Origin of the sequence: Fibrobacter sp. UBA3629, assembly GCF_002374005.1 — a bacterium.
Taxonomy (GTDB): domain Bacteria; phylum Fibrobacterota; class Fibrobacteria; order Fibrobacterales; family Fibrobacteraceae; genus Fibrobacter.
Genome location: NZ_DFLC01000026.1, coordinates 31,134 through 46,171, shown reverse-complemented (window position 1 = coordinate 46,171; position 15,038 = coordinate 31,134). Strand labels below are relative to the sequence as shown.

General features: G+C 50.7%; 10 protein-coding genes. 5 read left to right on the top strand and 5 right to left on the bottom strand.

All coding sequences use genetic code 11. From position 1 onward, the window contains the following. A partial coding sequence (locus B2310_RS08625; protein ID WP_290730549.1) for an ABC transporter transmembrane domain-containing protein occupies positions 1-647 on the bottom strand: 647 nt, incomplete at its 3' end. Then, entirely contained in the window at positions 648-2,414 is a 1,767-nt protein-coding gene (locus tag B2310_RS08620) for an ABC transporter ATP-binding protein (protein ID WP_290730546.1), read from the bottom strand. Between the two features lie 126 nt (positions 2,415-2,540). Here B2310_RS08620 and B2310_RS08615 point away from each other — a divergent pair, with 126 nt between their 5' ends. Both B2310_RS08615 and B2310_RS08610 read left to right on the top strand, forming a co-directional pair. Continuing rightward, positions 2,541-4,832: a TonB-dependent receptor plug domain-containing protein gene (locus tag B2310_RS08615; RefSeq protein ID WP_290730543.1), complete on the top strand. Its 2,292-nt coding sequence runs from the start codon at positions 2,541-2,543 to the stop codon at positions 4,830-4,832. Between the two features lie 15 nt (positions 4,833-4,847). Beyond that, positions 4,848-6,104 (top strand): hypothetical protein, encoded by a 1,257-nt coding sequence (locus tag B2310_RS08610; RefSeq protein ID WP_290730540.1) that lies wholly within the window; start codon positions 4,848-4,850, stop codon positions 6,102-6,104. Positions 6,105-6,181: 77 nt separating this feature from the next. On the opposite strand, the gene B2310_RS08605 is transcribed toward B2310_RS08610, so the two are convergent. Together B2310_RS08605 and B2310_RS08600 are read right to left on the bottom strand one after the other, a co-directional pair. Next, entirely contained in the window at positions 6,182-6,772 is a 591-nt protein-coding gene (locus tag B2310_RS08605) for a hypothetical protein (RefSeq protein ID WP_290730537.1), read from the bottom strand. 640 nt (positions 6,773-7,412) lie between these two features. Continuing rightward, positions 7,413-9,836: a hypothetical protein gene (locus tag B2310_RS08600; protein WP_290730534.1), complete on the bottom strand. Its 2,424-nt coding sequence runs from the start codon at positions 9,834-9,836 to the stop codon at positions 7,413-7,415. A 504-nt stretch (positions 9,837-10,340) separates the two neighbouring features. On the opposite strand from B2310_RS08600, the gene B2310_RS08595 reads away from it, so the two are divergent. From B2310_RS08595 to feoB, 3 genes are read left to right on the top strand one after another with little or no spacing between them, the layout of a single operon-like run. Continuing rightward, positions 10,341-10,760 carry a metal-dependent transcriptional regulator gene (locus tag B2310_RS08595; RefSeq protein ID WP_290730531.1) on the top strand — a complete coding sequence of 140 codons (420 nt, stop codon included), beginning with the start codon at positions 10,341-10,343 and terminating at the stop codon, positions 10,758-10,760. Positions 10,761-10,771: 11 nt separating this feature from the next. Continuing rightward, positions 10,772-11,011 carry a FeoA family protein gene (locus B2310_RS08590; RefSeq protein ID WP_072799394.1) on the top strand — a complete coding sequence of 80 codons (240 nt, stop codon included), beginning with the start codon at positions 10,772-10,774 and terminating at the stop codon, positions 11,009-11,011. Further along, the gene (gene feoB, locus B2310_RS08585) at positions 11,011-13,338 is read left to right on the top strand and encodes a Fe(2+) transporter permease subunit FeoB (RefSeq protein ID WP_290730529.1); all 2,328 of its coding nucleotides are present in this window, start codon (positions 11,011-11,013) and stop codon (positions 13,336-13,338) included. Before B2310_RS08590 ends, feoB begins: the two co-directional genes overlap by 1 nt. A gap of 164 nt (positions 13,339-13,502) precedes the next feature. Here the strand turns inward: feoB and B2310_RS08580 are convergent. Then, positions 13,503-15,038: GH116 family glycosyl hydrolase (locus B2310_RS08580; RefSeq protein WP_290730526.1), on the bottom strand; the 1,536-nt coding region annotated here is incomplete at its 5' end.

Here is a 15,038-nt window from a genome sequence, read left to right as displayed (position 1 = left end):
ACTTCGGCGATTCCCTGGATGTATTCGAGAACTTTTTCGACCACCTTGCTGTCGGATTCCACTTTTTCGTGAGAAACGGCGCGGACGTTCATGCGCATGAGCGTGTTGATGAATTGGAAGAGCGCAAAGCCGATGGTTGCGACAATCGCAATTCGCCAATCGAAAAAGGCAATCATCACGATGATGAGGATGGTGTCGAGAATGCCCTGCGTAACCATCATGACAACGCGTGTTGCCACATCGCCAAGCTGTTCCATGGTGTTGGTGGTGACGGAGGTGATGTAGCCGAGGCTGTTCTTGTTGAAGTAGCCCATGGGCAGGTAACGCAGGTGTTCGGCGATTTCGATGCGTTTGGAGGCGCAAGTGCGGTAACCGCCCTCGGTTTGCCACATGCTCATGATGCGCTTGGTGACGGTTGCTCCGATAAGGCTTGCCACCATGATTCCAAGCGAAAGCCAGACGGTGTCCATGGTAAACGGCGCAATTCCCTGCACATGGCGAATGACGCCTTGCAACATGACAGCCATGGCACCGATGCGGAGCGCCATGAAGAAGGAATTGAAAATTCCCACGATGATAGAGCCGTAGAACTTGTGGCGGTTTTCTGCATTGCAGAAATTGAAGAACTTGATGAGAGTATCGAACATTTATGCATCCTCCTCGGAATCTTTGGCGCTGATGTGGGCTTGCCACATGGACTTGTAGAGGCCGCCCTTTTCGAGCAGTTCCTGGTGCGTGCCGCAGCTGTCAATGTTGCCGTCCTTGATGACGTAGAGCTTGTCGGCGTCCTTGACGGTCGAGAGGCGGTGAGCAATCACGATGAGCGTCTTGCCCTTAACAAGTTTTGCCACGGATTTCTGGATGATGGCTTCGTTTTCGGGGTCGGTATAGGCGGTCGCTTCGTCGAGAATGACGATGGGAGAATTTTTCATCATCGCGCGGGCGATGGCGATGCGCTGGCGCTCGCCACCGGAGAGGTGGGCGCCCGAGCCGCCGACAATCGTGTCGAAGCCGTTTTCGAGACTCATGATAAATTCGTAGCAGCCGCTTTGGCGCGCCACCTCTTCGACTTCGGCATCCGATGCGGTCGGCCGCCCGAGCCGAATGTTCTCGCGGACGGACATGTCGAACAAGAAATTGTCCTGCGAAACGTAGGCGATGCGGCGGTTGTATTCTTCGAGCGAAAGATCCCTGATGTTCACGCCACCGATTTCGATGTCGCCGCTGTCAACATCCCACAGCGAGGCGATAAGGCGAGCAATCGTCGATTTGCCCGAACCGCTCGGGCCCACGAATGCGGTAAAGCTTCCTTCGGGGAGAACCATGTTGATGCCGTGGAGAATTTCCTTCTTTTCTTCGCATTCGATTCCCTTATGATAGCTGAATCGCACATCTTTCAATGTGATGGAATTGTCGGCGGGTTTGCGCTTGTCGGCCGCGGGGCGTGCGAGTTCCTTCATTTCGAGCACCGAGCCGACTTCACCGAAAATGACGCCCGCCTTGCTGATGTCGTCACTGTAACTCATGATGGTGAGGAGCGGCATCATGATACTCACCGAAACGATGATGACGGTGATAAAATCCACTGCCGTAATGGAACCGTTGTAATAGAAGTAACCGCCAAACGGCAACACCGTCAATAGTGTGGCAGGAGCGACCGTGATGGCAAGTGAATGCGGCCAAATGCAGCGGCGCATCCATTCGACAAAACAGTCGCTCCCTTCTTTTGCGGCTACTACAAATTTGTCGTAAGAAGACTTTGACTTGCCGAACGCCTTGATGACTTCGATGCCGTTAATGTATTCAACCGCGGTGTCGTTCAAGGTCTTCGTTTTCTGGATAGAATTATCGAACCACTTCTGCGCTCCGGCAAACATAACCGCCATGGCGACCATACCAATCGGGAGCGTGCCGAGCGAGGCAAGCCCCATGCGCCAATCGATATGGAAAAGGTAGACGAACATGAGCACAGGGAGAATCAGGTTCGAGGTAAATTCCGGGACTACGTGCGCAAGCGTCGTTTCCATGCTGTCGATGCGTTCTACCAGGATGTTCTTGAGAGCACCCGAAGGCATGTCGAGAACAGAACCCAGCGGCACACGCGAAAGCTTGTCGCAAAGATCCTTGCGGATGTTTCCAAGCACGTTGAAAGTCGCCACATGCGAAAGTGTCGTCGAAATGCTGTGGAACAGGACATTCCCGAACCAGAATGCCGCAATAATCAGGCATTCCTTAAGGTAAACATCCCAGTCGCGCACGCCCGAAAGCAGTTCGCGCACGATGTTTGCGATAATGATGTAAGGAGCGATTCCGCAAGCGACGCGCAAGAGCGCAAAGAAAATGCTTGCGATGTAATATTTTTTCTTGTTTTTGGCAAACAGAAAAATCCAAGAGAGCAGAGATTTCTTTTTCATAGCGTTTCCTCCCAAAAGGGCTGAATCAAATTTTGGAAAAAAACATTTTCTGTTCTACTCCAAACGGATTTTCGCCAAACCTTTTGGAGTAGAAATTTCTTGCGCTTGTTTCTCAATTTGGACGCGATGAAACACCTTTTTGCATACAAATTGACAACTCTCGTGTTGGTGATGGTTGCGATTGCCTCTGTGGCTGCGCGTGCACAAGAATCGGCGAACGGTGAAAACGCCGAATCTGCCGAAGAAATTACGAATTTTGATGATGTTTTTGGCGAGGAAACATCTGAACAATCGATAAATGATGCTGCGAATGCGCCTACAAATAAAAATGCGAATGATTCGCAAATTGGAGTGACAGTCCTCGACGAAATGGGTATTGAAGGTGAAGGAATCAACGAGGCTGCTCCGGTCGACAAGAAAACGAAGGCCGAATCGGTCAAGGTGATGGACGCCACGGAACTGCAAGGCTCCAGCGCCACCATCGCAGACGCTACGAACCGTTCTTCGGGCGTGAAAATCCGCCAGTCGGGCGGCATGGGCAGCGAAAGCAAAATCAACATCCGCGGCATGGAAGGCAAGAACGTGAAGGTGCTTGTCGATGGCGTTCCTGTCGATAACGGCAACGGAAATCTTTCGGTAAATGACATTCCCATCGACAAGATTGATCGCATCGAAATCTACAAGAGTTATGTGCCCGAACGCTTTGCGACCGACGGCATGGGCGGTGTCATCAATATCGTGACGCATGACTTGCCCAAGAGTTCCATTACGGGCTCTTACAGTTTCGGAAGTTTCAATACCCACAAGGCCTCTCTTGACGCAAAATATGTGTGGGTTACCGATTCAGCCAAAAATCGCGCTATCGCCACCGGAATTTCGGCCTATTACAACTACTCCGACAACGATTACGAATTCACCACGCCCTATATGGACACGGTTGTAACGCGAGATCACGACCGTTATTACAGTTACAACGTGTTGCCTTTTGTCTCCTTCGAGAAATACTTCTTTGACAAGGCGACTTTGGGCGTGATTTACAACGCGATGGATAAAGAAATCCAGTCGAATTCCCACCGCATCGAAGAGGCGAACGCCAATGCGCAATCGTACGGCGTAAACCTTTCTCTTGAAAAAGCGGACTTGTTCATTAAGGGGCTTTCGGCCGCGCTTTCGTTCAGCTACGCCTTCGGTAAAGAGGCTGTCGTCGATACGAGCCATACTTATTACTTCGGCTGGGACAAAGAGAATGTTCGCGAAGCGAATACCGCTTTTGGCGAAATTTCTATGGGTGGGGCGTCGCATATCGAACGCGAAAACCAGACGATTGTAGCTCCCTGGAATTTTGACTACGCGTTCACGCAAAACCACATTCTCACCTGGAGCGGCCTTTACCGCTACGAATCGCAAGATCCGGAAGACAAGCGCGCCGCTAAAGGCCAGACGCTCAATAGTGCCGGATTCCCCGGGCACAGCCATTCCGTTGTAACGGGGCTTTCTCTCGAAAACAACTTCTGGAATGAACGAATCCAGAATGTGGCTGGCGTCAAGGGATATTACTACTCCATCAAGGCGGACGATGACGGCGAAAAGCGTATACAGCAGTTGACAGACGACTATGCCGAAAATAAGGATTTCGGCTACAGCGAAAATCTACGCGTCAAAGTGATTGACAATTTGTCTGTAGTCGAACAGTTTGCCGTCAAGGGAGGCTACCAGCATAGCCTGCGTTTTCCGACCCGCGAAGAAATCTTTGGCGACGGAATGTATGTGCAGTGTTCCCCGAACCTTAAACCCGAAAAGTCCGACAACTTTACCGCAGGTGCCGAACTGGATATGCGCCAGATTCCGCTGCTCTTGAAATTGCATTTGGAATTCAACTGGTTCTACATGCTCATGGAAGACCGCATTTATTGGAACAACTACGCATCGGTTCCGCGCCCGTACTACAACAGTGTCGGCACCAAGACGACTGGCTTTGAAATCGACGCCGCAGTCGATGTGAACGAATACATTTCACTTTCTTACAATCTCACCAAGCAAGAAGCCGAAAGCCGCGAAGCGGATTTGGCCTACGGAATCGCAAAGGGACTGACCGTACCGAATATTCCTACGCTCTACATGAATTTTGGTGCGGAATTCCATGTGGGCGATTTGCTTTACCGGGATGATTTCTTCAAACTTTACTGGTTTGCCAATTACACTGACGAATATTACTACTCCTGGAAGGTCTCCAAAAGGCAAGACCGCACCATCCCCAGCTCGTTCACCCAAGATTTAGGCGTGGAATACTCCATTCTCGCCAACATGCTCTCCTGGAATTTCGAAGTCCGCAACTTCATGGATGTCCGGGTGTATGACAAGTATGGTGAATCCAAGCCCGGCCGCGCCTTTGCGACCAAAATCAAGTTTACACTATAAACAAAAGGAAAACAAATGAACCTCTTCAAAAAAAATAATACAAGGTCCCTGAGCCTGTCGAAGGGCCTCGTTGCTGTGACAATGTCTTCCGCATTGATGCTCGCGGCCTGCGGCGATGACTCCAGCTCCAGTTCCGCTAATGACAACGGCTCTTCTTCAGGGGACAAGTACCTGCTCTCCTTCATGATGGACGCCTCTCAATTTGTCGGAACCGCTTCTTTTTCTGACAATCAGGCCAAGGTTGTTGAAGACTTTATCGAAGCCCCGAACGCAGGCGGCGTCGCGTACTTCAACGGCTCCGTCTATGTGCTCGCCACTGATGATGCCATGAACAGCACCCTTTCGCGCTACGAATTGGACAAGGACGGCAACATGCCTGCCAAGGCCTCTGCTACGGCCAAGTTCCAGGGCACCCGCGCCATCATGATGAAGTTCGTTGACGAAAACAAGATGTACGTGGAACAGTCCATGGGCGACGCCATTACTGCTCTTGACCCGACGACGCTCAAGACCACGGCAACTATCGATCTTTCCGAGTACATCGACGAAGAAAGCGGCGCTTTGACATCGGTTCCGGGCTCCGCCGTAATCCGTGACGGCAAGATGTTCCTGACCTTGAGCCAGTTTGTCGACTTCAACAATTTCATCGCGGGCCCGCGCGCTTCCGTAGTGATTGTTGACGTGAAAACAGATAAGGTCGAAAAGGCCATTTTTAGCGACAAGGTCGCAGCCGTTGGAGGCATGGACGACATGAACAACACCATGTCCTTTGTTGATGAAAAGGGCGATATCTACTTCTATTCCAATGCCTCTTACTGCTACGTTGAAGGTTACAAGGAAGGCTGGATCCGCATTAAGAAGGGTGAAACTGAATTCGATAAGGACTGGATTTTCCGCATGCACGATGCCGAATACGATGGCAAGAAAACGAACGAAAACAACCTGATGGTCGGTGGCACCTACATCGGTGACGGCAAGTTTATGGGATTCTTCGGCAGCTTTGCCGATCCGAGCAACTTCAACAATTACGAATGGCAGTTTGTGGTTGTCGATGTCTACAAGAAGACTGTCGAAAAAGTGGACCTTTCTCCGACCATCCCGTGGTTCGCCCCGTCCATTCACCTGGATGCCGACGGCAAGAGCGTGCTCCTGGGACATGCCGACAAGAAGGGCGGTGCCATCTACCGCTACGATATCGCTAGCGGCAAGGTCTCCAAGGAAATGGACGTGACCACCGGAACCGCCTACTACATCGTTCCGATCGCAGACTAGTTTAAACTCTTTTTATCCTAAAACAGCTCGGCCACCCTGCTTAACTGTGGGGTGGTTGTTTTTATGCAAATAATCTGTCAGTACCTAGGCAAGAAAAATCCCTTGATGCATTTCTTGTTGCGTATGCAAACCTGGATGTGGTTCTTGTCGCCGAACTGTGTTCCTGGGTACGCAGGTGTGCCTTCAGTAAATGCGCCTCGAACAGTGTCAAAGTAGGGAATATCCTCGGCGATATCTCTTATTGAATGCAAATGTTCTATCAAGAAACAGTCAAGGAATCTCAAAATTCCGCCAGGGTCAGGTTTTCCTTTCAAATCTGTATTTTGCGGTATAGACGTCCCAAAATTCTTGAGGTCCTTGATAAATTCGGGATAGTCGTTCGAAAGCAGTTCGATAAAATGCTTGTCGGTTAGGTCAAGGCATTTCTCCAGCGTATAGACAACGCCGACTGTGAACGGCTCCTTGAATTTGGGATGATGGGTACAAGCCCAGTCTAATGCTCTGTCCTGATTATTTTCCCACACATAGAAACCATGGCCGAGCCACTCATAATCATGAGCGCTCATGTGGATGTGGTTCGGATTTAGAACTAAATCCATCCCCACACTTTTTTCGCAACCATGGAAACCTATGTATAGATTAGGACGATCCAGATAGATATCGTCCATAAAGTCTATCCCCTAGGTGTTTGGGCTTTGATGCACCTACGGTAGAGGGCTGTCATCTTGCCGGACTTTGTAAGGATACCAGCCCTTTGAAGGCGGCGTAGCGCGGCCTCTCTGGAATGGTCCATCGTCTTGATAGCGTGCAAGGTGTCTTTGATAAGGTTTTCGGTCATAATGAAGCCTCTACTCCAAATATAAAATATTCCTTGCGTTTATGGCAATAGCCATGGCTTTCCGGTCGGATTTCACCTTTTTCTTCGTTTTTTACCATTTTTGCCCCTTTTTAAACAAAAAAGACCGCCCCGCTTACGCGGATAGCGATCTACTAATAGCACCCTTTCTGGTGTAGTGGGTAATATACAAAAAGAACGGGAGAAAGGCAAGTGGGGGTTAGATGTCCCTTTATAACGCATTGATTAATATGCAAAGCGTGATTAAAACTGCGACAAATTGTAGCCGTTTTTAACTGGTTGGGAGGTATGTGCAAAAAATGCACATACCACTTTTTTCGTTAATCCATAATCATTTTGTCATCCCCGGCTTTGAATTGTCAAGTATTCCTTGACAGTTCAACTACTCGAAAAATTTGATGAGTTAGAAATCTCACTTTTTTGAACTAGTTCCAAAATGGAACTGGTTGTCGTTATTTCAAAAATCCGTATTGATAGACTTGTGGACGGAGCTTTTCAGATAGGGCTTTGTAGGCAGATTCGAAGGCAGCAAAGCTAACGGGAACAGAATTGCCGGATTCATTTTGTGTTTTTAGAGCTTGGCGGATTTGATACCAGCCGACATCGGGGCGATTGAGTTTCAATTCTTCGCGAATTTTGTGGTTGAAGGTTTGCTTGAAGTAGGTTGCCCAAATTTTGCGGCCTTCGTCAAGGACGCATTGGGCTTCGGCGCTGAAGGTTTTGCCCTGCATGTATTGCACCATGAAATCACTTTCGAAGCGTTCGCTTGCACCGACTTCTTCTTCGGTGAAGGGGATAAAATGATTGACGATGCTCCATTTTTTGCCGTTCCATTCAAGGTCGTTGGCGCTAGCGGTGAGGTTTGAACCATGAAATAACATCCAAACTAAGCAATCGTTTTTGAATTCTTCGGGCAATTCACAATTTGGTTGGAGAAATTGATCGCGGTCATTGAGCCAAGTATGAGGAATAATCTTTCTAACTGTATAAATAACGGCTAAATCAAGTAAATTTTCTGAGTTGACATAAAACCCATGCCCACCACTATAACCAGAAGAGAAAAGCGAAGTATCATTGGCTTGTTGCATGTCGTTACTATTTACTCGCATGTAACCGATAGCGTCATCACTCCAAAATTTACACCTCAAATCTGTTGTTCTAGTTGCAGGCGATATCGCGTTTTTTAATGGAATTATTTCAGTAGTATTCGGCTCAGGCCTGTCAATCCAAGTGGCAAGATATCTTTCATTTGGGGCATTATAAAACTTCTTTTCGCCAATTGGATTTGTACTTTTATCGAGAACCTCGCATGAAATCTCAGACGGAAACATACATTTGGATTGCTTCGCAATGACGTTGAACGTTTTCCAAATTAGAAAGCCTATAGGAAAATTTCCCTTGAGACCTTCAAAAGACTTTGAGTGTACTACAAAACCTCCCAAATATTGAGCACACCATTGTTTTCGAAATACTTCCATTGTTTGAGAATTGACATATTTCAATGTGCTAAACATCGCTAATGTCGCATTCGGAATTTCCTTAGCAATACGGGCAACAAATTGAGTAAACAGTTCATTGCTTGCTTTACCATATTCTTTCATTCCGTATTGTCCAAACCGTGTTTTATTCACACCTGTTTTAGCGGTGTTATCTTTAGAAGAAGCATTAAATGCACTCCCAACTTCTGCATACGGCGGATTTATCAGCACCAATAATTTTTTCTTTCCTTCGTTTGCATCACGAATTACATTCTGCAAAGTCTGAGGAATTTTGTTTGTAAGGCTGTAATCAATCGTCCCGTTATCGGTAATGTCATCGTTCAAGTAATCATATTGAAAACGCTCGGCGGATACGCAAATCTTCGCTGCCTTCATGATGTTCACGTCTTCTTGATCGAGAGTGCTCATGAACAAATGGCGGTGATTGGAATGCTTGGCTTCGAGGTTTCCGACGCCGCAGCACATATCCCACACATAATAGTCCTTCTGCCAATTCGAACCAAGCGTCTTTTCTAGCAAGTCGTAAGCCTTGTCAACTACATTGAGCGGAGTGTAGTAGGCTCCCTTGAAAGTCCGTTCGTCAACGGGAATCAGGCTGTCGCGGCGTTCCAGCAAGTAACTGCGGAATTCCTCTTTGGGCGGCCTATCGTAAATCGCCCAGAACTGGCTGTAACCATCCATGCTTGCGATTTCGTAGGTCTTTCCGTTTAGCAAGAATATCGGCTTATTGCCTTTGTGCAGCAACTCTGCAGACAAATGTTCGTGGGTGCTGACCTTGCCGTCGCTCATCACATCGGCATAGAAAAATTCTGCGTAGTTTTCAGGTTCCGCATTCACGATTTCCTTGCCGACCATCTCGACCCACTTGTCGAAAACCTGCTTCAGATTGTCGGGCGTAATTTGCGTGCGGATGATTTCGCCTTTTTCTATGGCATTCCGCATCGTTTCAATGAATTCACTTTCATGAGTTTCAATATTAAAGCTCACAAAATGAGTGCCAATATACTGCGAAACAATATCTAACGCGTCCTGCGTCACATCGCTGGCGGACTTGCCCCACTTAATGTGAACACTCTTGTCCTGCAACAGAGGAAGGGCCACATCCGTCTTCATAACCGCAGCCTTAATGCTATCTACCACGCAAAGAAAAGGCGGAATATATTCACCGTCCTTTAATGCGCGATGGATATAGAAAAGCAACTGCGTGAACATCTCGTAAAGAGACTTCTTTGAGCCGAACTTTGCCTCAAACCAAACCTCTTTAGTCTGGATATCAACTAGATTTCGCTGAACCCCTTTGAGATGTAAAGCCCTGATATAGGCGTCCTTGACATCTTCTTCGGACGAGGCGTTCTGCAGTTTTTCAAACAGGCTCATAAGGGCTCCTTCTAGCCCTTATGTCATGCAGCCAACTATCGCCCTGGATTCTATCGCCTTCGGCTCCAGAATGACATTCCACACAAATAAAAAAGCGTGGCGTCGAATGCACTTACCTGTTTCGAGGTTCTGGTAAACCTATTCCCAATAAGCACAAACGACCCACGCCCATTTCTGGACGTGAGTGTTCGCCTTATTCTCGGGAATTTTTGAAATTTACCAGATTTCGAAACAGAGAATAAGAGCTAACTCTACGTTAAACTCGCGCCTGCGGTTTTTACGCCACAGGCTATGTCAGTGGGAAATATAAATAATTTGGGATGAAAAGGAGATCCCCGCCTTCGCGGGGATGACAACATCGTGCGCGGGGATGACACCAGGCCATGTAACGCCCCTTTTTACTCCCATTTTCCATAGTTTAGCCTTTACTAATTAGCCGAGGCTTTCTAAATTTAGCGTTGACTAATATATAAGGTGTGTTTTTTGTCTAATCGGAGCCGTCCTATGGAACAAGTAAAGTTAAGCCAGAGCCTTGAAGACTACTTGGAAATGGTGCACATGCTGCGCCTTGCGAACGGGATTGCCCGTGTCCGCGACATTGCGGCGGCGCTCAAGGTCAAGATGCCGTCGGTTGCCAAGGCGGTAATCGAACTCAAGAAGCTCGGCCTTGTGACGCAGGAGCCCTACAGCGGTATCGAACTCACTTCGGAAGGTGCGCTCGTGGCGTCCCAGATTCTGAACCGTCACATTCTGCTGAAGAGCTTTTTGATCAAGCTTGGCGTGTCCGAGGCGATTGCCGACAAGGACGCCTGCTGCATGGAACACATTCTTTCGGCGGAGACTCTTGAGAAAATCGAGGAGTTTGTGAATGCGCCCAGTGAACCGTCGAAAAAGTCGAAGACCGCTAAATCTACGAAAAAGTAAATCGTTGGTGTATGAATAACGAACCGAAGTTTTCGGAACTAAAAAAAGGCGACAAGGCCGAAATTATTGGATACAACACGGGTGATTCTCAGTACAAGTCCAAGCTTTTATCGATGGGGCTTGTGCGCGGTGTGGTGCTGCAGGTTTTGCAGGTGGCACCGCTCGGCGACCCGGTAGAGGTGAGCGTGCTTTCGTACAGGCTTTCGCTCCGTAAACAAGAAGCCAACGTGCTCAAGTTGAGGAGAGTCTGATGCCTATCGAGAAAGAAGTTTTCACGATTGCGATTGCGGGAAACCCGAACTGCGGAAAGACGGCGCTCTTTAACTCGCTGACCGGCTCGAACCAGATTGTGGGCAACTGGCCTGGCGTGACTGTCGAAAAGAAGGAAGGCCAGTTCAAGCTCGACAACCACACGATTCGCGTGGTGGACTTGCCGGGCATCTACGCGCTGTTCGCAAACTCCGAAGACGAACGCGCCGCTCTCGATTACCTGCTCAAGGGCGAGGCGGACCTGGTCGTGAATATCTTGGATGCCACGAACCTGGAACGCAACCTGTTCCTCACGAGCCAGCTGATGGAAAAGGGCGTGCCGATGGTCTTGGCGGTGAACATGATGGACATCGCGGCGAGTCGCGGCATCCATGTGGACCTGCACAAGCTCGAAGAAATTCTCGGCGTGACGGCGATTGGCCTCACGGCGGTTTCGCCCAAGAGCTGCGAAGGCTTCGTGAACGACTTGCACAAGCTGTTGCATAACAGCCGTGAACTTCCGCTCCCGAAAGCGGTCAAGCATTCCGAAGTCCTGGAAAAGCTGATTGAAGAAATTGCGGTGCCGCTCAAGCCCGTAGCTGATAAGCTTGGCGCAAGCCCGCGCTGGACGGCGGTGCAGTACCTGGAGCATAGCGGGCGAGTGCTGGAACTCGCCGATGAACTCGGTGTCGAAATCCCGCACGACAAGATTGAAGAAGACTTGGGCGAAGAGGTGGAATTTGCGCTGGCCGATTCCCGCTACTCCTATGCCCGCGACATCGCGAAGGCGGTCATCCGCGACAACACTACCAAGCGCACGCGGACCGACAAGCTCGACAAGCTCTTCTTGAACCGCATCCTGGGAATTCCGCTTTTCCTCATTGCCATGTATCTGGTGTTCTGGTTTGCGGTGAAGGTCGGTAGTGCGTTTATCGATTTCTTCGACATCCTGTTCGGTGGAATTTTCGTGGATGGCATGACGGAACTGTTGACGAAGATTGGCGCGCCGGGCGTTGTCGTGGCGCTGTTGGCGAACGGCATCGGTACGGGCATCCAGACGGTATCGACGTTCATTCCGGTTATCTTCTTCATGTTCCTTTGCCTTTCGTTCCTCGAGGATTCCGGCTACATGTCGCGCGCGGCGTTTGTGGCGGATCGCTTTATGCGGTTCCTCGGGCTCCCGGGAAAGGCTTTCGTGCCGATGATTGTGGGCTTTGGCTGCTCAGTACCGGCGCTCATGGGCACGCGTACGCTCGAAAACAAGCGGGAAAGGTTCCTTACTTTGTTCCTGGTGCCGTTCATGAGCTGCGGCGCGCGCCTTCCGGTGTATGCGCTATTTGGTGCGGCGTTCTTCGGCGAAAGTGCGGGAACGCTCGTGTTCGGGATTTACCTGACGGGCATTGTGATTGCCCTGATTTACGGTCTGCTCTTGCGACATACGGTTTTCATGGGCAAGGAATCGACGTTTATCATGGAACTGCCGCCTTACCATTTGCCGAAGGTGCGCAACCTTTTCCGCCACGCATGGCTCCGCCTCAAGGAATTCGTTTTCCGTGCGGGTAAGGTCGTGCTCATTATGGTGACGGTGCTCGGCTTTATGGGCTCCGTTGGTACCGATGGCAGTTTCGGTAATGGCAATAACGAAAAGTCGGTGCTGAGTGCCGTGGGAACGGTGATTACGCCGGTGTTTGAACCCTTCGGCGTTGAACGCGATAACTGGCCTGCATCTGTCGCGCTCTTTACGGGGCTCTTCGCGAAAGAAGCGATTGTCGGGACGCTCAACTCGCTGTATGCCATCGAGGGTACGGGCGACTCGGCTGAAAATTCTGCGACGGCTGGGGATGCCAGCGCGGCCCCGGAAGAAACTGCCGCGGACGAAGGCTTTAGCCTGAAATCGACGGTGAAAGAGGCTCTCGTAAGTGTCCCGGCGAACCTGGTAGAAGTCTTTACCTCGATTGCGAACCCGCTGGGCGTCAAGGATGCCATCGATGAATCCGAAAGTGCCGGGAACGAAGGGGCGTACAAGACGATGCAGGCGCATTTCAACCTGGGGCGCTTCCAGGTGCTGGCCTACCTGCTGTTCATCTTGCTCTATGTGCCGTGCCTTGCCGCCATGGGAACCGCCTTCCGCGAACTCGGGCGTTTTTACGGAACGCTCATGATGGTGCTTCAGACGGTTATCGGCTGGAGCCTCTCGGTGCTGTTCTTCCAGGTAACCTGCGGACATTCTACCGCATGGATTTTCACCTCGGTGGCACTGCTCGCCGGTGTGGTCGTGAGCCTCGTGCTGATTGGTCGTGACCAGCGCAAAAAGAAAGTGTTCGAGTAGAAATGAATAAAAAGAGGTGTCCCGCTCGGGACACCTCTTTTTTATATCCGAAAAAAACGGAGCTTGCTGCTGTAATCATGCAGAAGAGACAAACCACTAAACAAACAATCGAGGCCGAAGGCCAAGTCCTTGTTCGCGTGCGAGCTCATCTCTGAAGCTAAACACTAGTAAAGCAAGGCGAACACCATACCCGGCCTAAAGTACTTACCGGCGGTGTACTTGAGGGCCGTGCTGTGGAGCAGCATGAACAGCGTGCTCGTTTCAACCTTGTTGGCCTTCGCGATGCTGCCGAATGCCTTCGTAAAGGCGGGCAGGTTGCGGGGGAGCTTCGGGCTGATGCGGCTGTCGGCAAGGAGGGCGCCCTTCTTCAGGAGTTCCTTGTGCATCTTGTCGGCGGCGGTAGCGCTGAGGCCGAATGCCTTCACGAGGGCTTCCGGGTGCAGGCGGCAAGAACCGTTGAATCCTTCCGGTGCGGCGAACGGGATACGGGCTTCTTCGTAGAGGTTGCGGATCATGGAATCACCCATGTCAGCAGCCTGCTTTTCCAATCCGTGGTGCATCATGGCGCACATGATGCTGTACTGGATGCCGATCCACACGTCGTGAGCCTGGAAGTTGAATTCGTCGAGCGGTGAGCCGTCCTTGCGCACAAGGTTTGCGGCACCGATGAGCGGGCTGTTGGCCTTGTAGTTCGTGTTGAATATGCGGAGCAGGTTTGCCTTCGCCTTCTTCTCGTCGCTGATGGGCTTGAGGCCGAGCAGACGGAGGTAGGTGTCGGCGAGCATCGTGTCGGCAAATACATCGTCGCAGTCGTTTGCAATCTTTGCATTCCAGCTGGCGGTAAAGGCGTCCTTGCACTGGGCGGTGAGCCAAGCCTTCTTGAGGCCGCGAAGTTCGTTCTTCGAAAGTTCCACGTCGCTCGGGATTTCGCCCGAGTTGAGCCATTCGTTGATGGTCTTGAGGGCGGCCTTCACGTTGGTGCCGTCGATAACGAGCGTGTCCTTGATGGCGTCGGCCAGTTGCGGGAGCTTGTCTGCAACCACATCCTTCGCTTCCATCGGAGTCACGAAGAAGTGGTAGTAGCCTTCGGCTTCGTCCCACAATGCTTCATCGAATTCCTTGTTGGCGGCGTCGGCCTTGGCGTTCCAGGTGTCGGCCTGAGCCTTATCGCCGAGGATTTCGGCAATCTTGGCGGCGGCGCGGAGGCCTGCAATCCAGAGGCTACCGCAGTACACGGAAATGCCGTGGCTGGAGAGGTTGTCGAAGGTGTCGTCGGTACCGTGGGTGAGCGGGAAGTTTTCGCCTTCGTTCACCATCTTTTCGAGGTACTGCATGGCGGCGTAGACGGCTTCTTTGCAGTCCTTCAGGTTTTCGATATCCTGCGTCTTCACATAATGACGGAGAACCATCAGCACGTACTTCGGAGCGAGATCCTTCCATTCCTTCACGTTGTGCCAGTCGTAGGCATCGGGTTCGGCGTCGAAGGGGCTTCCGAGGTCGTGAATTACGGCGCCACGCACGGCGCGCGGGCCTTCCAGTTTCGAATCCGGGAGGTCGGCGAACGGGTGGTTCACGTATTCGTGGTGACGGCGACGGTTGTCGTTCACGGCGAGAATTGCATCACCGAAGCGCTTCATCACCACACCGTCGAGGCGCGGCATCAGGGCCATCAGGCTGAAGCTGCCGTAGAAGTAAACGTC